This window comes from Brevibacterium ihuae, from assembly GCF_900184225.1.
Classification (GTDB): Bacteria; Actinomycetota; Actinomycetes; order Actinomycetales; family Brevibacteriaceae; genus Brevibacterium; species Brevibacterium ihuae.
The window spans coordinates 71,624-91,596 of the sequence record NZ_FXWZ01000002.1; the positions used below are offsets into that span (position 1 = coordinate 71,624).

The 19,973-nt window shown below is 72.1% G+C and carries 20 protein-coding genes and 1 tRNA gene; 12 read left to right on the forward strand and 9 right to left on the reverse strand.

What is annotated here, in order from left to right; all coding sequences use genetic code 11:
* Nucleotides 1-104: 104 nt before the first annotated feature.
* Together C1A17_RS00305 and C1A17_RS00310 are read right to left on the reverse strand one after the other, a co-directional pair.
* Nucleotides 105-509 (reverse strand): hypothetical protein, encoded by a 405-nt coding sequence (locus tag C1A17_RS00305; protein WP_101649648.1) that lies wholly within the window; start codon nucleotides 507-509, stop codon nucleotides 105-107.
* Between the two features lie 171 nt (nucleotides 510-680).
* Nucleotides 681-754 (reverse strand) — tRNA-Pro (locus C1A17_RS00310).
* Between the two features lie 118 nt (nucleotides 755-872).
* Between C1A17_RS00310 and C1A17_RS00315 the strand changes: the two genes are divergently transcribed.
* From C1A17_RS00315 to C1A17_RS00355, 9 genes are all read left to right on the forward strand, one after another.
* On the forward strand, nucleotides 873-1,076 hold the full coding sequence (locus C1A17_RS00315) for a zinc-ribbon domain-containing protein (RefSeq protein ID WP_101649650.1): 204 nt from the start codon (nucleotides 873-875) through the stop codon (nucleotides 1,074-1,076).
* Nucleotides 1,077-1,173: 97 nt separating this feature from the next.
* Nucleotides 1,174-2,160, forward strand: coding sequence for a DUF881 domain-containing protein (locus C1A17_RS00320; RefSeq protein WP_101649652.1), 987 nt, complete (start codon nucleotides 1,174-1,176; stop codon nucleotides 2,158-2,160).
* Entirely contained in the window at nucleotides 2,157-2,489 is a 333-nt protein-coding gene (locus C1A17_RS00325) for a small basic family protein (protein WP_101649653.1), read from the forward strand. Before C1A17_RS00320 ends, C1A17_RS00325 begins: the two co-directional genes overlap by 4 nt.
* Nucleotides 2,486-3,493 (forward strand): DUF881 domain-containing protein, encoded by a 1,008-nt coding sequence (locus C1A17_RS00330; protein WP_101649654.1) that lies wholly within the window; start codon nucleotides 2,486-2,488, stop codon nucleotides 3,491-3,493. Before C1A17_RS00325 ends, C1A17_RS00330 begins: the two co-directional genes overlap by 4 nt.
* Nucleotides 3,494-3,615: 122 nt before the next feature.
* Nucleotides 3,616-4,020 carry a glycine cleavage system protein GcvH gene (gene gcvH, locus C1A17_RS00335; RefSeq protein ID WP_101649656.1) on the forward strand — a complete coding sequence of 135 codons (405 nt, stop codon included), beginning with the start codon at nucleotides 3,616-3,618 and terminating at the stop codon, nucleotides 4,018-4,020.
* On the forward strand, nucleotides 4,020-5,003 hold the full coding sequence (locus tag C1A17_RS14775; RefSeq protein ID WP_425427259.1) for an FHA domain-containing protein: 984 nt from the start codon (nucleotides 4,020-4,022) through the stop codon (nucleotides 5,001-5,003). Before gcvH ends, C1A17_RS14775 begins: the two co-directional genes overlap by 1 nt.
* 13 nt (nucleotides 5,004-5,016) lie before the next feature.
* Nucleotides 5,017-5,493: a bifunctional nuclease family protein gene (locus C1A17_RS00345; protein ID WP_101649658.1), complete on the forward strand. Its 477-nt coding sequence runs from the start codon at nucleotides 5,017-5,019 to the stop codon at nucleotides 5,491-5,493.
* A 54-nt stretch (nucleotides 5,494-5,547) separates the two neighbouring features.
* Complete coding sequence (locus C1A17_RS00350; protein ID WP_281258678.1) at nucleotides 5,548-6,948, forward strand: class II 3-deoxy-7-phosphoheptulonate synthase; 1,401 nt, start codon at nucleotides 5,548-5,550, stop codon at nucleotides 6,946-6,948.
* An 11-nt stretch (nucleotides 6,949-6,959) separates the two neighbouring features.
* Nucleotides 6,960-8,000 carry a threonine aldolase family protein gene (locus tag C1A17_RS00355; RefSeq protein WP_219618226.1) on the forward strand — a complete coding sequence of 347 codons (1,041 nt, stop codon included), beginning with the start codon at nucleotides 6,960-6,962 and terminating at the stop codon, nucleotides 7,998-8,000.
* Nucleotides 8,001-8,009: 9 nt separating this feature from the next.
* Here the strand turns inward: C1A17_RS00355 and pknB are convergent, their stop codons facing one another.
* Complete coding sequence (gene pknB, locus C1A17_RS00360; protein ID WP_101649662.1) at nucleotides 8,010-9,929, reverse strand: Stk1 family PASTA domain-containing Ser/Thr kinase; 1,920 nt, start codon at nucleotides 9,927-9,929, stop codon at nucleotides 8,010-8,012.
* Nucleotides 9,926-11,014: a lytic transglycosylase gene (locus C1A17_RS00365; RefSeq protein WP_245873336.1), complete on the reverse strand. Its 1,089-nt coding sequence runs from the start codon at nucleotides 11,012-11,014 to the stop codon at nucleotides 9,926-9,928. The genes pknB and C1A17_RS00365 overlap by 4 nt, the downstream gene beginning before the upstream one ends.
* A gap of 124 nt (nucleotides 11,015-11,138) precedes the next feature.
* Between C1A17_RS00365 and C1A17_RS00370 the strand changes: the two genes are divergently transcribed.
* On the forward strand, nucleotides 11,139-11,492 hold the full coding sequence (locus C1A17_RS00370; protein WP_101649664.1) for an Rv2175c family DNA-binding protein: 354 nt from the start codon (nucleotides 11,139-11,141) through the stop codon (nucleotides 11,490-11,492).
* Nucleotides 11,493-11,507: 15 nt separating this feature from the next.
* Here C1A17_RS00370 and C1A17_RS00375 read toward each other — a convergent pair whose 3' ends face one another.
* Nucleotides 11,508-12,587 (reverse strand): polyprenyl synthetase family protein, encoded by a 1,080-nt coding sequence (locus C1A17_RS00375; protein WP_101649666.1) that lies wholly within the window; start codon nucleotides 12,585-12,587, stop codon nucleotides 11,508-11,510.
* Nucleotides 12,584-13,174, reverse strand: a complete 591-nt coding sequence (locus tag C1A17_RS00380; protein ID WP_101649668.1) for a hypothetical protein — start codon at nucleotides 13,172-13,174, stop codon at nucleotides 12,584-12,586. Before C1A17_RS00380 ends, C1A17_RS00375 begins: the two co-directional genes overlap by 4 nt.
* A gap of 28 nt (nucleotides 13,175-13,202) precedes the next feature.
* On the opposite strand from C1A17_RS00380, the gene dinB reads away from it, so the two are divergent.
* Both dinB and C1A17_RS00390 read left to right on the forward strand, forming a co-directional pair.
* Entirely contained in the window at nucleotides 13,203-14,501 is a 1,299-nt protein-coding gene (dinB, locus tag C1A17_RS00385) for a DNA polymerase IV (RefSeq protein ID WP_101649670.1), read from the forward strand.
* Nucleotides 14,502-14,656: 155 nt separating this feature from the next.
* Nucleotides 14,657-15,082 (forward strand): DUF3040 domain-containing protein, encoded by a 426-nt coding sequence (locus C1A17_RS00390; protein WP_101651431.1) that lies wholly within the window; start codon nucleotides 14,657-14,659, stop codon nucleotides 15,080-15,082.
* Between the two features lie 247 nt (nucleotides 15,083-15,329).
* On the opposite strand, the gene C1A17_RS00395 is transcribed toward C1A17_RS00390, so the two are convergent.
* From C1A17_RS00395 to C1A17_RS00405, 3 genes are read right to left on the reverse strand one after another with little or no spacing between them, the layout of a single operon-like run.
* The gene (locus tag C1A17_RS00395) at nucleotides 15,330-17,543 is read right to left on the reverse strand and encodes a transglutaminaseTgpA domain-containing protein (protein ID WP_101649672.1); all 2,214 of its coding nucleotides are present in this window, start codon (nucleotides 17,541-17,543) and stop codon (nucleotides 15,330-15,332) included.
* A complete protein-coding gene (locus C1A17_RS00400) occupies nucleotides 17,540-18,685 on the reverse strand; it encodes a DUF58 domain-containing protein (protein WP_101649674.1) in 1,146 nt (381 codons plus the stop codon). The genes C1A17_RS00395 and C1A17_RS00400 overlap by 4 nt, the downstream gene beginning before the upstream one ends.
* Entirely contained in the window at nucleotides 18,685-19,758 is a 1,074-nt protein-coding gene (locus tag C1A17_RS00405; protein WP_101649675.1) for an AAA family ATPase, read from the reverse strand. Before C1A17_RS00405 ends, C1A17_RS00400 begins: the two co-directional genes overlap by 1 nt.
* Nucleotides 19,759-19,973 lie beyond the last annotated feature (215 nt).

Genomic DNA, 19,973 nt, shown 5'->3' on the forward strand with positions numbered 1-19,973 from the left:
AGGCGGATGCGTTCGTGCGGGCCGGGTGAACGCCTCCGCTGGGTGAATGCGGCGAGGCGGGGCACCCGGGATCCGGGTGCCCCGCCTCCGTGCGGGTCAGCAGGTCACTTGCGACCGAACATCAGCGCGATGGCGATCGCGGCGAGCCAGGCGTCTTTGGCCAGCGAGGTGCCGTCCTGGCTGGGGCGCACGCCGTCGTCCTCGGTCATCGCCGGGTTGCGGAAGTACATCGCGAGCATGCCGGCGGCGAAGGTGCCGAGCGCGGCGCCGGCGATCCGCTTGGGGACCATGGGGGCGAGCAGCGCCGCACCGACCGCGATCTCTCCGTAGCTGACGAACTTCGCGAACTGCTCCGGGGTGAGCTCGCCGAGCTTCGGCACTCCGGTGGCGGCCATGCCCTGCATGCCCTCGGCGACCTCGCGCGGCAGGCCGAGCTTGCCGATGCCGGCATTGAGGATGAAGGCGCCGGGGATGGCGCGGAGAGCGGTGGTGGCGATGCTGAAGCCCATGGGGGTCCCTTCGTCCGGAATACTGTGCCCGGGCACGTCGAATCCCCGGGGGCGGTGGTTGTCCACCCATCCCAACAGCGTCGACGCCCCCGGTATTCCGGGTGGTGACCCGATGCGAAACGGCGACGGCCCCGGATCCGCAGATCCGGGGCCGTCGCCTCACGAAGAACGTCGGGCTAGCGGGATTCGAACCCACGACCTCTTGACCCCCAGTCAAGCGCGCTACCAAGCTGCGCCATAGCCCGGCCGATCCGCACGGCGGCGGATCGATCCTGGACAACCTTATACCCGGGTCGCCGCACGGGCAAAAACGCCGGACCTGCCCGCAGTTCCGGCGAACCGACCCGGCAGTAGACTGACCCGATGTTCATCCTGTTCGGCTTCGGCCGCCGGCAGAAGCACCTCGGACCCGGGGCGACGCGCACCTGCCCGCGCTGCCACAACACCACGCAGTGGACCCGGATGCGCGAGTTCCGGCAGTTCACCCTGTTCTTCATCCCGGTCGCCCGCTGGAACCGCCGCGAGTTCGAGACCTGCGGAATCTGCACCGCCGCGCTCGAGGTCTGAACCGACCGGGCGGCACGCCCCGAACCTGAGTGCGCGGCCGCGCCCGGTGTGCCACGATGGACATTTCACACCGGTTCGAAACGGGGGAGGAGGACGCGTGGCAGTCGAGCACCGTGACGCCCCCCGCACGCGCACCGAATCCTCCCGTACCCGCTCGAACGGATCCCGCCGCTCCCTTCCGGATCGGCGCAGCCCCCGCCGCGGGGATCCCGCCCGCGCCCGCCGCGTCGCCGAGCGCCGGATCTCCTCCCGCGAATCCGACCGTCCGCGCACCTCGTACTCCGAATCGCTCCTCGAGTCCCTGTGGAACCGCACCCCGGAGCCCGACTACGAGATCGCCGCGCTCAAGGACGAGCAGCGCTCCGCCGGATCCCGGATCGTGTTCGGCACGATGGCCCTCGTCCTCGGCCTCGCCTTCACCGTCGCGGTCGTCCAGCTCACCGGGGACGAGGAGGGGGAGCGCGGCACCGCTGAGTTCCTCGTCGAGCAGATCGAGACGCGCCAGGAGGCCAACGACGCCCTCGCCGCGGAGAACGAGCGGCGCACCGGCGAGCTCGGCTCCGCCCAGCGCTCCGCGCTCAGCGACGAGCAGAGCCGCGCACTCGATGCCCTCGCCGTCGCGGCCGGTGCGGAACCGGTGACCGGTCCGGGCGCCGTCATCACCCTCAACGATCAGGACGCCGCCGAGGCCGAGGACGACCCCCGGCAGGTCGCCGCCGCGGAGAACCGGGTCCAGGACATCGATCTGCAGACCGTGGTCAACGGACTGTTCGCCGCCGGTGCCGAGGCGATCGCGATCAACGGGCACCGCCTCACCACCGTGTCCGCGATCCGCTCCGCCGGCAGCGCGATCCTCGTCAACTTCGATCCGCTCGTCCCGCCCTACGAGGTCGTCGCGATCGGCGACGAGGACCTCGGCGACCGGTTCCTCGACTCCCCGGCGGCCGGCTACCTCACCACGATCCGCACCGAGTACGGCATCCGGTCCTCGCTCGCCCGCGAGGAGCGCACCGTACCCGGTGGTGAGCCGCCGGCGCCCCGCTTCGCCGTCCCCGCCGACCCCGGACCGGAGGCCGTCCTGTGATCGCCATCCTCGGACTCATCATCGGCATCGTGCTCGGGATCGTCCTCGACCCGTCCGTCCCCGCCGTCATCCAGCCCTACCTCCCGATCGCCGTCGTCGCCGCCCTCGACGCGCTCGCCGGCGGTGTCCGCGCGGTGCTCAGCGGCAGGTTCGACGACCGCGTCTTCGTCATCTCGTTCTTCTCGAACACGCTCGTCGCCGCCCTCATCGTGTTCATCGGCGACAAGCTCGGCGTCGGCACCCAGCTGTCGACCGGCGTCGTCGTCGTCCTCGGCATCCGGATCTTCACCAACGCGGCGGCCATCCGCAGGCAGCTGTTCAAGGCATGAGCGACCCGACCGCCCCGGACCCGCGCGACCGCCCGCCCGGCGCAGCGGATCAGCAGCCCCTCACACGGCGCGAGGCGCTCGCGCGCGAGACCGGCGCCGACGCCCGCTCGTCCGGACGGCACCGCACCGAGAGCGAGGCGGGCCCGGACCGGTCCGGACCCGCGTCGTCCCCCGTCGACTCCTCTCCCGCGGCGAGCGTCCCGGACTCCGACGAGGGGGAGCGCGCTCCCGCGGACCCGCGGCAGGGGCTCCCCGGCCCCAATCCCGAACCGGAGAACGCCGGCACCCGCGAGCAGGCCTGGAGACGGCTGCGCAACGCGCTCACCACCCGTGCGTGGCGCTCGCAGCTGCTCGCGGGCGCGATCTGCGCTCTGCTCGGCTTCGCCTTCGTCGCCCAGATCCAGCAGACGGAGGAGTCCGGCCTCGACCAGCTGTCGGAGACCGAGCTCGTCCGCGTGCTCGCCGACGTCGACGACCGCAACGAGCGGCTCGAGGCCGAGGCCTCACAGCTCACCCGCGACGAGCAGGAGCTGCAGTCCGGATCCAACCAGCGCGAGGCGGCCCGTCAGCAGGCGAGCGACCGCGCCGCGGCGCTCTCGATCCTCGCCGGCACGGTGGCCGTCACCGGGCCGGGGATCGTCGCCGAGATCGACGGGTCCGCAGGCGTCGTCACCGCGGCGAACCTCGTGACCTTCGTCCAGGAGCTCCGCGATGCCGGGGCCGAGGCCATCGACATCAACGGCACGCGCGTCGTCGTCGACACCTACTTCACGGAGAGCGAGGACGGGGGGCTGCTCGTCGACGGCACCGAGCTGACCCTGCCGCTCACCATCACCGTGATCGGCGAGCCGGACACCATCGCGACGGCGATGCGGATCCCCGGCGGTGCGGCGGACACGATCGAGCAGCGGGGCGGCCGATTCGAGGTCGAGACGCGCGACGCGGTCGACATCGACAGCGTGGTCGCTCCGGCCCCCGAGGGGTCCGGCGGACGGTCCGGATGACGTGCCCGGGTCCGAGCCGCGGACGCTGTCCGGCTGTACTGTGACGAATCCGTTGCCCGAATGTTATCCGGCGTGGTCGAACGGTTATGCTGGGTGCACCACCACGACATGCAGGAGATGACATGGCTCAGTTGGACTTCCCGGCCGACCTCAAGTACTCGCGCGACCACGAATGGATCGCCGAGGCGGGGGAGGACGCCGTGGTCCGAGTCGGGATCAGCGATTTCGCCCAGGACTCCCTGGGGGACGTCGTGTACGTCGACCTGCCTGCCGTCGGGGACACCGTCACCGCGAACGAGACGTGCGGTGAGATCGAGAGCACGAAGAGCGTGTCCGATGTCGTCGCTCCGGTGAGCGGCGAGGTCGTCACCGTCAACGACGACGTCGTCGAGACCCCGGAGACCCTCAACACCGACCCGTACGGTGCGGGGTGGCTCTTCGAGGTGCGCATAAGCGACCCGGCCGAGGCCGAGGCCCTCATGGACGCAGACAGCTACCGCCAGAACGTGGAGAGCGAGGGAGCCTGATGTCACAGCAGCACGACCCCCGGAACGGATCCGGTACCCCGCAGGCGCCCTGGTACGGCGATTCCCGGGCCGAGCAGGCCCCGAAGACCTTCCCGTTCGGCGAGCAGCAGGCGGGGTCGCAGGGCCAGGCGTACGGCGATCCGCAGGCCGGGCCCGGAGCGCACGACGCACAGCAGGGCGGCACCGGTGCCGCCCATGACCCGCAGCCGATGACCGAGGACCAGCCCTACACCGCGCAGGAGCAGTCCTGGCAGCAGCCGCAGCACGAGGCCCAGCCGCAGTACGGTTCGCAGGGCCAGGCCTACGGCTCCCAGGGCGCGCCGTACGGCGATCAGCAGCACGGCCAGCCGCAGCAGCAGTCGTGGCAGCAGCAGCAGTACGGTTCGCAGGGCCAGGCCTACGGGCAGCAGCCGCAGCAGCAGTACGGCTCCCAGGGCCAGCCGTACGGCGCCCCGCAGGCCTACGGTCAGCAGGCGCCCGGGCAGCAGCACGTCTCCCAGGGCCAGCCGTACGGCGACCAGTCGGCCCCGCAGCACGGCGGGTCGGCGGGGTCCTACGCCCCGACCTCGGCCCAGCCGCAGGCGCCGGCGGCCCAGCAGCCGCAGCAGCAGTTCCAGGGCTTCCTCGATCCGCACACCGGCGAGATTCACCCGGTGCCGGACCTCCAGCACCTGCAGGAGTCCGATGCGCTGCTCGTCGTCGTGTCCGGGCCGGACGCCGGAGCGCAGATCCTCCTCGACACCGATGTCGTCACCGTGGGCCGCAGCCCGAACGCCGACATTTTCCTCGACGACGTCACCGTGTCGCGCAAGCATGCGGAGTTTGTGCGGACCCCGTCGGGCTTCACCCTGCGCGACACCGGCTCGCTCAACGGCACGTACGTCGGCCGGCAGCTCATCGACTCCGTCGAGCTGCAGAACGGTGCGGACGTGCAGATCGGTAAGTTCCGGATGATCTTCCAGCAGCGCCCGCGGAACGCCTGAGGTCGATCCGTCCATGGCCGAAGTCGAAGTCGAGGTCGTCGGGGTGCGCATCGAGCTCCCCGCCAACCAGCCCATCCTGCTGCTCAAGGCGGTGAACCTGCCCCGGTTCCTGCCGATCTGGATCGGGACCGCCGAGGCCACGGCGATCGGCATTGTCCAGCGGGGGCTCACCCCGCCGCGTCCGCTGAGCCACCACCTCATGGTCGACATCCTCGAGGCGCACGGCGACAGCCTCTCCGCGGTCGTCATCACCGGCCGGGAGAACCACACCTTTCTCGCCGAGCTCCGCACCGAGGCCGGCAAGACGATCTCCGCCCGCCCGTCGGATGCGATCGCGATGGCGCTCATCGCCGACAGCCCGGTGTACGCCGCCGAGGAGGTCGTGCAGGAGAACGGGATCGACGCGCCCGCGCCCGACGAGGACGAGGTGGCGCAGTTCCGCGAGTTCCTCGACCACGTGTCGCCGGAGGACTTCGAGGGCCGACCCTGAACCGACCCGCACCGGCGCGCCACGACGATCGAACCAGGTGAGACACCCGTGAGCTTGAACACCAGCCGACTGTACGAGGCCGCCGGACACGCCGAGGCGACCGCGGAGACCATCGCCGGGCTCGACGCCTGGCGCTCGATGGACCCCCTCCAGCAGCCGACGTACCAGGACGCCGAGGAGCTCGCCGGGGTGCTCGACACGCTCCGCGAGGTCCCCCCGCTGATCTTCGCCGGAGAGGCCGACCGCCTCCGCGACCACATCGCCCAGGCGTCCCGCGGCGAGGCGTTCGTGCTTGCCGGCGGCGACTGCGCCGAGTCCTTCGCGAGCGCCTCGGCCGACGCGATCCGCCGCCGCGTGCAGACCGTGCTCCAGATGGCGGTCGTCCTCACCTACGGCGGCTCCCTGCCGGTGGTGAAGATCGGGCGCATGGCCGGGCAGTTCGCCAAGCCGCGCTCCTCGGACATGGAGACGCGCGACGGCGTCACCCTGCCGTCCTACCGCGGCGACATCGTCAACGACCACGAGTTCACCGCCGAGGCCCGCCGCCACGACCCGCACCGGCTGCTCGACGCCTACCACGTGTCGTCTTCGACTCTGAACCTCATCCGGGCCTTCACCACCGGCGGCTTCGCCGACCTGCGGCTCGTCCACGAATGGAACCGCGGCTTCCTCGCCTCGAACCCGAACTACCACCGCTACGAGCAGCTCGCCCGCGAGATCGACCGCGCGCTCAAGTTCATGGACGCGTGCGGTGCGGATTTCGACGCGATCGGCTCCGTCCAGTTCTTCTCCGCCCACGAGGCGCTGCTCCTCGAGTACGAGCGGGCGCTCACCCGCATCGACTCGCGCACCGGCGACCCCTACGACGTGTCCGGCCACTTCCTGTGGATCGGGGAGCGCACCCGCCGGATCGACTCCGCCCACGTCGACTTCCTGTCGCGGGTGAAGAACCCGATCGGCGTCAAGCTCGGCCCCACCGCGACCGCCGACGAGGCGCTCGCTCTCGCCGACAAGCTCGACCCCGAGGGCGAGCCCGGCCGCCTGACCTTCATCACCCGGATGGGTGCCGAGGTCATCCGCGAGCAGCTGCCGAAGCTCCTCGGCGACATCGGCGATCGGCTCCCGCAGGTGACCTGGGTGTGCGACCCCATGCACGGCAACACCATCACCTCGAACACCGGGTACAAGACCCGCCGCTTCGAGGACGTCATGGGTGAGGTCGCCGGGTTCTTCGACGCCCACTACGACGCCGGGACGATCCCGGGCGGTCTCCACATCGAGCTCACCGGCGACGACGTCACCGAGGTGCTCGGCGGAGCCTCCGAGATCGACGAGGAGGGCCTGCGGCGCCGCTACGAGACGCTCGTCGACCCGCGGCTCAACCACGACCAGTCGCTCGAGATGGCCTTCCAGGTCGCCGAGTTCCTCACTGACCACCAGAAGGCCCAGGGCTGAGAACCGGAGACATGATGATCGACCTGCGCTCGGACACCGTCACCCGCCCGTCGGAGGAGATGCGCCGTGCGATGGCGACGGCGGAGGTGGGCGACGACGTCTACGGCGAGGATCCCACCGTCAACGCCCTCGAGGAGAGGGTCGCCGGGCTCCTGTCGCACGAGGCCGGGCTGTTCTGCCCCTCGGGGTCGATGACGAACATGCTCGGGATCGCCGCCCAGGTGCCCCGCGGCTGGGAGGTGCTCAGCGACCACCGGGCGCACATCCTCCGCGCCGAGTGCGGCGGGCACGCCGCGCTCGCCGGAGTCACCTCGCGCACGTGGGTGTCCCCGGACGGCACCTTCGACGCCGCGCAGGCGCTGTCGATGGTGAGCCGCCCCCGCGGCTACAACCAGGTCGGCACCGCGGTGATCTCGGTCGAGAACACCCACAACTTCGGCGGCGGTCGGATCGCCGACATCGAGCAGCTCCGCATCCTCCGCGCCCGCACCCGCGAGGCGGGCGTCGCCGTCCACGTCGACGGCGCGCGGCTCGCCAACGCGACGGCGGCCACCGGGATCGGCCTCGGCGAGTACGGCGCCCTCGCCGATTCGGTCTCGCTGTGCCTCTCGAAGGGCCTCGGGGCGCCGGTCGGCAGCGTCCTCGTCGGGTCGGCGGATCTCATCGCCGAGGCGCGCATCCTCCGCAAGCGCTACGGCGGCGGCATGCGGCAGGCGGGGATCCTCGCCGCGGCCGGACTGTGGGCGCTCGACCACAACCTCGAGCGGCTCGCCGAGGACAACGAGCGGGCATGGCAGATCGCCCGGGCCATCGCGGAGGTCGCACCGGCCTCCGTCGCACCCGACACGGTCGACACGAACATCGTCTTCATCGACCTCGGTCCCACCGGACTCGACGCGCAGGCCTATGCGGCCGCGACGGAGGCGGCCGGGGTGCGGGTGTCGGTGATGGACGAGGACTCGGTGCGGATCGTCACCCACCTCGACGTGTCGGCCGAGGACGCCCTCCGCGCCGGCGAGATCCTCGCCCGCGCGGTCGACGAGAACGCCTGAGCGCGGCGCTCAGTCCTCGCTCTTCTTCTCCTCGTCCGCGGCGTCGTCACCCTCGTCGGCGCGCTCAGCGCCCTTCGACACCGTGAGGATGACGAGCTCGCCCGGACCGACCTGCTTCTTGCCGCGCGGCCACTGTGAGATCACCCGTCCCTTCTCGACGGTGTCGTCGTAGGCCTCCTCCTTCGCGACGAGGAATCCGAGTCCGGTGAGCTTCCCGAACGCGGTGTCGTACTCGAGCCCGGTGACGATCGGCACGGTGACCGGCGCGATGCCCTTCGATACGACGAGGTCGACGGCGGTGCCGGGGGAGACCTGGTCGCCGGCGCTCACCGACTGCGACATCACCGTGCCGTCCTCAACGGTGCCGGAGTGCTCGCGCGAGACGCTGCCGGGGGTGAGACCGGCCTGCTCGAGCGCGGCCCGCGCCTCGTCCTCGGTCATCCCGGTGACCTCGGGAGTGCCGAAGAGCTCCTCGCCCTTCGACACGAGCACGGTGACGACCGAATCCGGGGCGAGCTCGGTGCCCGGTCCCGGTTCGGTGCCGACGACCTTGCCCGCGGGGACGACGGTGTTGAAGACCTCGTGCGTGCGCACCTCGAGCCCCGCATCGGTGATCGTGCGGGACACGTCCTGCTGGTCCTCGCCGGCCATCGCGGCGGGCACGGCGGACAGCGGCTCCTCCTTGGGCGCCACTCCCCAGGCGACGAGTCCGAGAGCGACCGCGGCGGCGAGCACCCCGGTGACCCGCTTGCCGCCGGAGCGCCGTCCGTCCGGGCGGCTGCCCGCCACTCCGGACCCGCCGGCGAACAGCCGGGTGCGCCGGGTCCGTCCAGGCCCGGCGGAATCGCCGCGGGTGCCCGGGGACGGGCGCGCCGTGCGGGCGCCCGTGGCCGCCCCGACGCCTGCGACGGCCGCGGGTGCGATGTCGTCCTCGTCGTCCTCGGCGAGGTAGGGGATCTCGTCCGTCCGGGCGCGCGGCTCCTTGGGCTCCGGCTGCTCGGGGTCCTCGTCGATGACCATCGTCGCGGTGAGCACGGGGGAGTGGACTGCATCCGGGGTAGCGGTGCCCGCGTCTAGATCGAGCTCGGCCTCGGACAGCGACATCCGGGCCTCGGTGAGCGCGGTGCGCAGGGCGGTGGCGCTCTCGGGCCGGTCGTCGGGCTCGCGCGAGGTCGCCCACAGGACGATCGCGTCGAGCAGCGGGCTGAGCCCGTCGCGCGCCTCGGACGGCGGCGGCACCGAGTCGTGGACGTGCCGGTACGCGACCTGGATCGGCACCTCGTCGGTGTAGGGCTGGGACCCGGTGAGCATCTCGTAGAACATGATGCCGAGCGTGTAGAGGTCGGTGCGCGCATCGGCCCCCGTGCGGGTGACGAGCTCGGGGGCGACGTAGCCGACGGTGCCGATGAGGGTCTTCGTCGTCGTCGCGCTCGTCACCGCGCGGGCGAGCCCGAAGTCGGCGAGCTTGATCTGCCCGTCGGTGCCGAGCAGCACGTTGTCGGGCTTGAGATCGCGGTGGATGATCCCGGCGGCGTGGACCGCTTCGAGCGCGGAGAGCACGGAGTCCATGACGACGATCGCCTGGCGCGGGCTGAGCCTGCCGCGGTGCTTGAGCTCCTTGCGCAGGGTCACCGACTCGAGATACTCCATGACGAGGTACACGATGTCGCCGTCGCGGCCCTGGTCGTGGACCGCCACGAGGTTCGGGTGGCTGAGCTTCGCGGCATTGATCGCCTCGCGCTTGAAGCGTTCGACGAAGGTCTCGTCGCCGAGCAGGTGACCGTGCATGACCTTGATCGCGATCTCGCGATCGAGCCGGAGGTCGGTGCCGCGGTACACCATCGCCATGCCGCCGCGGGCGACGACGGAGTCGACCCGGTAGCGCTCGTCGAGCACGATCCCGAGCAGCGGGTCCTGGAGGGCCATCATGAGTTCTGCTCCTGTGTCCTGAAGCGGTCCTGCTGGACCTGGACGGCGCGCACGAAGCGCCGGGTGTCTGGGTGCTGTCCGTTCTCGCGCACCGAACCGAGCCCCTGGTAGTAGGCGGCGAGCGCCTCCGACTCGGAAACGGCGGTGTCGAGGAGCCGGCGGAGGATCGCGGTGCCGGCGGTGATGTTGTCCGCGGCGTCGAGGAGATCGAGCTCGCGGCCGACGATCCGGCCGGCCCACTCCCCGGCTGCGGGGGAGACCTGCATGACGCCGATCGCGTTGGTCGGCGAGACGACCTTCTGGTGGAAGCCGGACTCCTGCTGCGCGACGGCGAGGACGAGGTCCGCGCTCACCTCGAGCTCGTCGGCGATCCGACGGATGAGCGCGATGATCTCCGCGCGGCCGGGAGCCGGTCGCGCGCCGAGCGTACGCTTGTTGATCCGGGCGGCGGTGTGGACCGCGGCAGGGTAGGCGCGTCCCTTGTAGGACCGCGGCAGGAACGGCAGATCGCTCTCGACCGGTGCGGCCGGGCGCTGGCTGCTCGCACCGGTGCCGGTGAGTGACAGCACCTCGCCGGTGCGGATGATCGTCGAATCGCCCATCGCGTTGGCGCGCTGGAGCGCGGCTACGGTGGTGTGGTGGCGGGCGGCGATCGAGGCGAGGGTGTCGCTGGGCCGGACGCGGTGCCCGGCGGGGGCGGGAGGAGCGCTCTGCTCGGGGAGCGAGAGGATCTGGCCGGGGCTCACGAGAGCGCGGCCGCGCAGCCGGTTGAGCTCGACGAGGGCGGGTGCGGAGACCCCGTGCCGGGCGGCGATCGAGACCACCGTGTCGCCCGTGCGGACCCGGTAGGTCCGGCCGCCGTGCGACACCGGGACGGCGTCGGTCGTCGTCCCGGAGGTGAATCCGGGTCCGTCGTCGAGGAGCGGGAGCTCCGGGCCGTTCGGCGATCCGTCGGCGGGCGCGGGGAGTTCACGAGCGGGCGCCGAGGACGCGAGGAGGGCGGCGACCATGAGCGGCGCCGAGGCGGCGTCGGTGTACGCCCGGCGTGCCCGCGGCGATCCGGGACGCGTCGCTGGTGTGCTCATGCGATGACCTGCAGTTCATAGGGGGAAGACAGCCTGCACGTGGAGTCGGCACCAGCCTAGCGAGGGAGAGGGTCAAACCCGGGGGAGCGTGCGCGTCCGGCGTGTCGGGCAGTACGCTGGATCCGTGAGCGATGCAGAGAACCTCGTGGAGGAATGGACGACCCTGCCCGATATCGCCGAGGCGACCGGGGTGGGGATCTCGAAGGTGCGGCGCTGGGTCGAGGACCGCGCGATCCTCGGGTACAAGCACGGCACTCCCGCGGTGTTCCGCGTGCCGGTGCTGTTCGTCGACGCGGACGGGCCGGTGCCCGCTCTCAAGGGCACCCTCATCCTGCTCGAGGACGCCGGGTTCGACGCCGAGGAGGCGATCGCCTGGCTGTTCACCCCGGACGACACGCTGCCCGGACGACCCATCGACCTGCTGCGCGCCGGCAACAAGGGCGAGGTCCGACGGCGCGCGCAGGCGCTCGCCTTCTGAGTCCCGTCCCCGCGCTCAGGCGCTGCGGCGGGTGAGCCGGCGGATGTACTCCGCGAGCCGGTCCCGGTCCGCGTCCGCGATGTCGAGGCGGCCGAGGGCGGCCTCGGCGCGGGCGATCTCGGAATCGATCTCCTGCTCGAAGGCCGCGAGCGCTCCGGTGGAGCGCAGCAGCTCCTCCATCCGTACGATCTCGGCGTCGGTGAGATCCGGGGCGCCGAGACGGGAGGAGAACCAGTCCGCGGTCTCCGCATCGAGCCGGGTGAGCGCCGAGCCGACGAGCACGGTCTTCTTGCCCTGTCGGAGGTCGTCGCCGGCGGGTTTGCCGGTGACCTCCGGATCGCCGAACACCCCGAGCTCGTCGTCGCGGAGCTGGAACGCCCGGCCGAGCGGCAGTCCGAACCCCGCGAGCCGGCCGAGCAGAGCGTCGTCGGCACCGCCGAGCGCCGCGCCGAGCAGCAGCGGATGCTCGACGGAGTACTTCGCGGACTTGTAGGTGAGGACCTCGCGGGCCCGCTCGCTGACCTCCTCGGCGGCCACGGGAGCGGCCTGGAGCCGGATGTCGAGGAACTGGCCGACCATGACCTCGCGGCGGAAGTCGTCGTGGTGCCGGATCACGGACGGCGTCGTCAGGCGGGCGAGGCCGGACGCGGTGTAGACCTGCTCGCTCAGGACCAGGCACAGATCGCCGGCGATGATGCCGGCGCCGATCCCGTAGAGCTCGGAGTCGCCGGTCCAGCCCTGCTCCGCATGCCCGGTGCGGTAGGCGGCATGGATCGCCGGCCGGCCGCGCCGGGTGTCGGAGTCGTCGATGATGTCGTCATGGATGAGCGCGGCCGCGTGGAGGAGCTCGACGGAGGCCGCGACCCGCGCGATCCCCGGTTCGGCCGAGGCGCTGCCCCCGGCGAGCTCGAAGCCCCACCAGGCGATGAGGGCCCGGATCCGCTTGCCCTTCGCAGTGAAGGAGCGGATCGGCTCGATGAGCTCGGCCGCGCTCGGCGAGATCCGGGCGAAATCCGCGGCGCTCGCGGAGAGCACCTCGGCGAGGGCGGCGTCGACCCGTTCGATGATCTCCGTCGGCGCGCTCAGTGCGCTCATCCGTTGACCACGCCGCCGACGGTGACGAGACGCTGCGCCTCGTCGTCCGGGTCGGGTCCGATCGACACCGAAACCGTCTGTCCGTCGCCCTCGGCGTGGAACGCCTGGGTCGTCACGCCGTCCTGCGTGCCGGCCTCGCCCACGGCCCGGAAGCCGTGGCCCTCGAGGGACTCGGTGTAGAAGGCGAGGATGTCGTCCTCCGAGCTCGCAGTGCGCATGACGAGCGCCGCGTTGACCTGGCCGGCGCCGGCCTCCTCGGCGGGCGTCTCCTCCTCAGCCGGGGCCCCCTCGCCCTCGGCCGGCGGTTCGGCAGAGGCCGAACCGGCGTCCTCGCCTGCGGTGACCTCACCGAGGGAGGAGGAGATGATCTCGCTGTCGGGCAGCGGCTCGATGGCCGCCGGGAAGTCGGGGAGCATAGCGCCCTGCGTCGTCATCACCCCGGGGGTCGGAGCGTCCTCGGTGGAGTCGGCGACGGCCTCCGAGGGCGGCGGCGAGGACTCCTCGGCCGGGGACTCCGGAGCGGTGCAGGCCGTCAGCGCAACGGCCGCTGCGAGGCCGGCGCCCGCGAGAGCGATGCGTTGTATCATGCACTCGAGGATACCGGGCAGGGGTGAGATGAGTCGAAAGCAGTTGTCGCGCTCCGGCGGCGACCTGGCCTCGCTCGGCACCGACGACACCGGGTGCACGATCCTCCACCTCGACATGGACGCCTTCTTCGTGTCCGTCGAGCTCCTCGAGCGGCCCGAGCTCATCGGCACCGCGGTCATCGTCGGCGGCCGGAGCGGTCGCGGCGTCGTCGTGTCCGCGAGCTACGAGGCCCGCGAGTTCGGTGTCCACGCCGCGATGCCGATGTCCCGCGCGGTGAGCCTGTGCCCCCACGCCACGGTGATCCCGCCGTCGAAGGGGCGCTACGGAGCGTTCTCCCGCCGCGTGTTCGAGGTCGTCGCCGCGGTGACGGAGGACTTCGCCCAGGTGAGCGTCGACGAGGGCTATCTCGACGTGACCTCCGCGCTGCGGCGCCTCGGCAGCCCGGCGCGGATCGCCTCCGACCTCAGGCGGGAGATCCGTGAGCGCACCGGTCTCGCCGCCTCGATCGGGGTCGCCGACAGCATGGTCGTCGCGAAGCTCGCCTCGGCCCGGGCGAAGCCCGACGGCCTCCTCGTCGTCCCCGTCGCGGACGTCGCCGCGTTCCTCCGCCCCATGCCCGTCGAGGCGCTGCCCGGGGTGGGCGCGCGCACGCAGTCGGTGCTCGCCCGCTACGGCATCCGGCGCATCGCCGAGCTCGCCGACGCCGACCCCGCGTGGCTCCAGCGCATCCTCGGCTCCGCCGGGCCCGCCCTCCACCGGTACGCCCACGGCCGGGACGGGCGCACCGTGCACAGCACGGCGCGCGATCACACGATCAGCGGCGAGCACACCTTCCCCCACGACATCGCGGATCCCGCCGTCCTCGAGCTCGAGCTCCTCCGGCTCGCCGACACCGTCGCCTCCCGGTTGCGCGGCGAGGGGAAGGCGGCCGGCTCGGTCGGTCTCAAGTACCGGCTGTCGGACTTCACGACCTTCTCCCGGTCCGTCACGCTCCCGGCCCCCTCGGACGTTGCCGTCGAGCTCCACGCGGCGCTGCTGCCCGCGCTCCGGAAGCTCCACGACGACCACCGGCAGCCGGTGCGGCTGCTCGGTCTGCGCGCGGCGGATCTCGTCGACCTCGCCGCCGCGGGACGGCAGTCCGCGCTCGACGAGCCGGAGCATTCCCCGCGCGAGGCGGAGCTCGCGCTCGACGCGGTCCGCCGCCGCTTCGGGACCGCCGCGATCGGTCAAGCGTCCTTGATGCGGCCCCGACCCGGTCGCGGGCCGGATCCCGCCCCGCCGTCCGGTCGCGGCGCAGGACGTCCGCCGGGGCCGACGAGCCCCTGATCGGCGCGGATGCGACGCCGCGGGCACAGGCCGCGATCCCGGCCTGTGTGCTTCGTCAGAGTACGAGCACAATGCGGGCGGACGAATGTTCTTCTGCCCGTTCGCCGACTATGATGGATGTACTCAGTCTTCCGCATGTGCTCAAGGGGGCCGGCATGCCGCTTTCGGATCATGAACAACAGCTGCTCGATCAGCTCGAGAAGCAGCTGCGCAGCGAGGATCCCCGCTTCGCCCAGAACATCGCCCAGCCGCGCAATGAGGCCGACTCGTCGATCTCGGCCAAGCGGTTCGTCGGCGGCGCGCTGGCGCTCCTCGCCGGTGCGGCCGTGGTCGTCGCCTCGATCTACCTCTTCGAGCTCCCCTTCAACATCATCGGCGGAGTCCTCGGATTCGCCGTCATGGTCTTCGGCGGATACTGGGCGGTCGCCGGCGGCGACGCCGGTCGGTCCGCGACCGGGAGCGCGGGCGGATCCGCCGCCGGCCCAGCGAAGAAGAAGAGCGCGTCGGCCGGAGCCGGCTCCTCGGGCTTCATGGACCGCCTCGAGGATCGCTGGGACAAGCGTCGCCGCGGCGGCGAGTGATCACCTCCGGCCCCTGCCGCTGATCCCGCGCACTGCCTGACTCCCGATCGGCCCCGGACATCCGTCCGGGGCCGATCTGCGTCATCCCACCGCTGGGAGCCGAGCCGCTCCGTCGACTTGCCGCGTCTGCTCGATCATCCCGTCGAACTGCCGATTCTGCTCGAGACCCGGGCATGGATTCGAGCATTGCTGGCAGCTCGACGGGGGATCGAGCAGTGGTGACAGGTCGACGTGCGTGTGCACCGGGTCAGCGGAGTCCGAAGACGCTCGCCGGCCACAGGCGCGACCGCACGGCGGCCGCAGAGCCGGCGTCCTCGGCGAGGCCCTTCCGCAGCGCACGGAGGGTCTCGCGGACCTGCTCCGCATCGAGCGGCGTACGTACCTCACCGGCGTAGCGCGACTCGTCGACCGCGCGACCGATCGCCGCGAGCCCGTCCCGCTCCGGACCGGGGACGTGCTCGCCGAGCCGGGTGAGGTGCTCGTGGACGGTGGTCGCGGGAGCGAGCGGCCTGCCGTGATCGCGGGCGAGCGCCCGGATCTCCTCCCACACCCGCTCGGGATCGAGCGGTGTGCGGAGGCGGCGGCCCCGCAGGACCAGGCGCAGCAGGGCCGGGAGCGCGAGGAGGAGGATCGCGAGTCCGATGAGCCCGACGACGAGCGGCCAGGAGACCCCGGAATCCGCGTCGGTGCCGCCGGTGGATTCCTCGGTCGGCTCGGCGGTGGGCCCAGCGGCGTCCTCTCCCTCGTCGCCGGCCTCCTCGGTGGTGGGCTCCGCGGTCGGTTCGGGGGATGCGGTCTCCTCGGCGTCCTCCTCGCCGCCGGACTCGGTCCAGGGCGGGGGAGTGCCGGCCGGGCCGCCCGGGGTGGGCTCGAAGCGCACCCAGCCGGTGCCCTCGAACCACAGCTCGGGCCAGGCGTGCGCCTGATTGATCCGCACCTCGTACTCACCCTCGCCGGTCGCGGTGCCGCCGGTGAAGCCGACGCCGATCCGCGCGGGGATGCCGAGCGAACGGGCCATCGCGGTCATCGCGCCGGAGAACTGCACGCAGTAACCCTGCTTGTCCTCGAGGAAGTCGGCGAGCACGTCGCCCGAGGCGTCCTCGGGCGCATCGGTGGAATAGGTGAACTCATCGGAGCGGAAGTACTCCTGGAGCGCGACGGCCTTCTCCCACTCGTTCTCCGCGCCGGCGGTGACCTCGTCGGCGGTGTCGGCGATGACCTCGGGGGTGTCGTCGGGGAGGGCGAGGAGGTCGGCGAACTCGGTGGACGACACCGGAGCCGCGTCGCGCAGGGACTCCGCGGTGGGCTCGACCGAGAGATAGTCGACACCGTACTGCGCGCCGGCGGTGATCTCGCCGTTGCCGACGATCGTCAGCGTCTGCGGGTCGTAGATCCAGCGCCGGGACACCCCGTCGACGAGGGTGGGCGCATAGGGCGCGGGGAGGTGCTGCTGGTCGAGGTCGACGATGTCGATGTCGGCGCGCCGCTCGGCGGTGCGGGTGTCCTGCGACACCCCGGGCGCCGAGGGCAGGCCCTCGACGGCCACCGCGAAGGGGTCGAGGTCGAACTCGGCGGGCATCCACGTCGTGCCGTCGAAATCGCTCACCGAGGTGAGCCGGACCGGCGGGGCGAGCGGGTCGTCGGTGGTGTACGTGAAGGCGACGGTCTCGTCGTCGGAGGTGAGATCGGAGCGGAGATCGAGGAACGGGTTGATCACCGTGAGATCGCCCTGGGCGCTCACCGGCTGGTCGGGGCGCACGGAGATGTCCGGCAGGAGCACGGGCAGCCCGACGCCGAGCGCGAGCGCGAGCGCCCCGGCGGTGATAGCCGTGACCGGGGAGCGCAGGTGCGCCGACCCGATGTACGAGGACAGCATGAGGATGAGGAACGCGGCGGCGATGGTCGCGAAGTGCCACCACTGCAGCTCGCGCGGAGCGAGGAGCACCGGGATGATGTACACGAGGAGCAGGAGGATGCCCGCGACCTTGGGCGCTCGGATGTCGGAGACGAGGCCGTCGATGAGCATGGTGATGAGACCGAACCCGACGGTGAGGATGGTCCGGAACCCCGGGGTGCTCTCCGCCGGCGCGGTGGTCCGGTAGATGTCGTCGATGCCGGTCGCGAGCTCGCCGAACAGCGCCCCGAACGAGGAGCCGGTCGGCAGCACGCCGGCGGCGAGCGTGCCGGGCACGCACAGGTAGACCGCCGCGAGCACGGCGACGACGAACTGCGCGATCACCGTGAGGCCGGAGGCCCGCAGGGCCGGGACGGCGCGGAACAGCACGCCGGTGAGGACGACGATCGCGACCATGACGATCACCTGGACGAGCCACGCGGTGTCGGTGAACACGGCGCTCATGCTCGTCGCGGCGAGCAGCATCGCGACGAGCACGACGAGGCCGGGGAGGAAGACGGGCGGAGCGTGCCCGGCGCTCGGGTCCGCGGCGGGGGCGGCGGTCATCGGCGGCTCCTTCGCGATCGGGTCCAGGGGGCCGGCAGGGCGAGGTCGTGGCCGAACAGCTCGCAATCGAGACCTGCCGGGCTCTCGACCTGGTCGGCGGTGAGCCGGCGCACGGAGGTCGTGCGCGGCAGGCGGCCGGCGATCTCGTCGGCGCGTGCGCCGTCGGGGGCGCACACGATCGCCGACACCACCGAGCCGAGCCGTCCGAGCTCGGCGGGCAGCTCCCGGCCGCCGACCTCGTACCGCGCGGTGGCGAGCCGCAGGCGGTCCTCGCCGCGGCGACCCGACAGGACCTCGCGGTGCCCGCCGAGGTAGAGGATGACGTCGTACCCGGCGCGCAGATAGGCGTGCGTCGTCGAGGCGGCGCCGGACACGAGCACCTCGGTGGGGTGCTCGTGGGCGGTGAGCCCCGCGGTGTCGAGGACGACTGCGGCGAACGGGGTCTCCTCCTCTGCCTCCTGGCGGACCATGAGCTCCCCGGTGCGGGCGGTGGAGGCCCAGTGGATGTGGCGCAGGTCGTCGCCGGGGACGTACTCGCGGGTGTGGAAATCACGGCTCGTGTCCCCGCGCACGACCTGCGGGCTGTCGCTCATCGGACGGGCGATCCCGGCCGACACCGGCAGGCCGACGTGCTGGATCGGGGTCGACACCGCGACGGGGTGCTCGCGGTGGATGGTCTTCGTCACGCTGCACAGGCCGAAGGGGCCGTCGATGACGGAGCGCACCGCCTGCACGCCGGACATGCCGCGCCGGGTGGGGAGGAAGTCGGCGTCGATGGTGATCGTGCCGCCGGGCGCCATGCCCGGGACCCGCAGCCCCCGGGTCTCCCCGAAGCCCTCCTGCGGCTCGAGCTCGACGTCGAAGGCGCCGAGCGACAGCGGGGTCCGGTTGGTCAGGGTGGCGCGCACGTCGAGCGGGGTGCCGAGCTCGGCGACCGGGATCCCGTCGACGCGGCGGGCGCGGGCGTCGAGGGAGGCGGCGAGACGGGCACCGGAGAAGAACGCGAGCACGACGCTCAGCAGCACGAGCCCGAGGAGGAGGATCCCCGCCGGGAGGAGGCCGGGCAGGGAGAAGCGGTAGGCCGCGACGCACAGCGTGATCCCGGCCAGGGTGAAGACGATGCCGGCAGTGGTCAGGCGCATCAGTGCACGGGGGTGCGCGACAGGACCTCGGACACGATCTGGGCCGAGGCCCGCGGATCGTCGTCGTCCCGGGCGATGACGCGGTGGGCGAGGACGTCGACGGCGAGGGACTGGACGTCGTCGGGGGTGACGTAGGACCGGCCGCTGAGCACCGCGAGCGCCTTGGCGGCGCGCAGGAGCTGGACGCCGCCGCGCGGGGAGGCGCCGAGCGCGACCCCCGGATCGCGCCGGGTCGCCTCGAGGAGCGCCACGATGTACGTCCGCAGCTCGGGGGTCGCGGTGATCCGGCGCACGGTGTCGCGCGCCTGCATGATCGAGTCGAGGCTCGTCACCGCCCGGAGCCCGGCGAGCGGGTCGTGGTCGACGTGGTGGTCGAGCATGTCGACCTCCGCCCGGGCGCTCGGGTAGCCGATCGAGATCCGGGCCATGAAGCGGTCGCGCTGCGCCTCGGGGAGGGAGTACGTGCCCTCCATGTCGATGGGGTTCTGGGTCGCGACGACCATGAACGGGTCGGGCATCCGGTAGGTCGTGCCGTCGATGCTCGCCTGCGACTCCGCCATGCACTCGAGCATCGCCGACTGGGTCTTGGGCGAGGCGCGGTTGATCTCGTCGGCGATGACGATGTTGGCGAACACCGGTCCCGGCCGGAACTCGAAGTGCCGCGACTCCTGATTGAACAGGTTGACGCCGAGCACGTCGGAGGGGAGGAGATCGGGGGTGAACTGGATGCGGCGCACCGAGCCGTCGACCACCCGGCCGAGCGACTTCGCGAGCAGCGTCTTGCCCACGCCCGGCACGTCCTCGAGGAGGAGGTGGCCGCCGGCGAGCAGGGTGATGAGCGCGAGACGCACCGCGTGGTCCTTGCCCTCGAGCACGGAGTTCATCGCCTGGCGGGCCTCGCCGGCGATCTGCTGCACCTGCGCGAGCGCGGGATCGGCGGTCTGGGAGCCCACGCCGACGAGGGAGCGGGTGTCGCCGGTCGCGGCCGACTGCTGCGGCGCGACGGAGGGATAGCCCTCGGTGCGGGCGGCGCGGCGCGAGAGGGGCTGTGCGGGATCACTCGGATAGCTCATCCGTCCATTGTCGCGCACCCGGCCCGCGGGCTCCACTCCGGGCGCCGGGCCGCCCTCCCGGCGGGCCGCCGTCGAGGGCGCTCCCCACCTCCCTCCACCGCGCCCGCCGGCCCTCCGATCGGCCGCTCCGGAGCGTCCCGGGAGGGCCCGAGGCCGCTGGGTCGGATAAATCACCCCACTTTCCTCCACATATGTGACCTGGGAAAACTCAACTT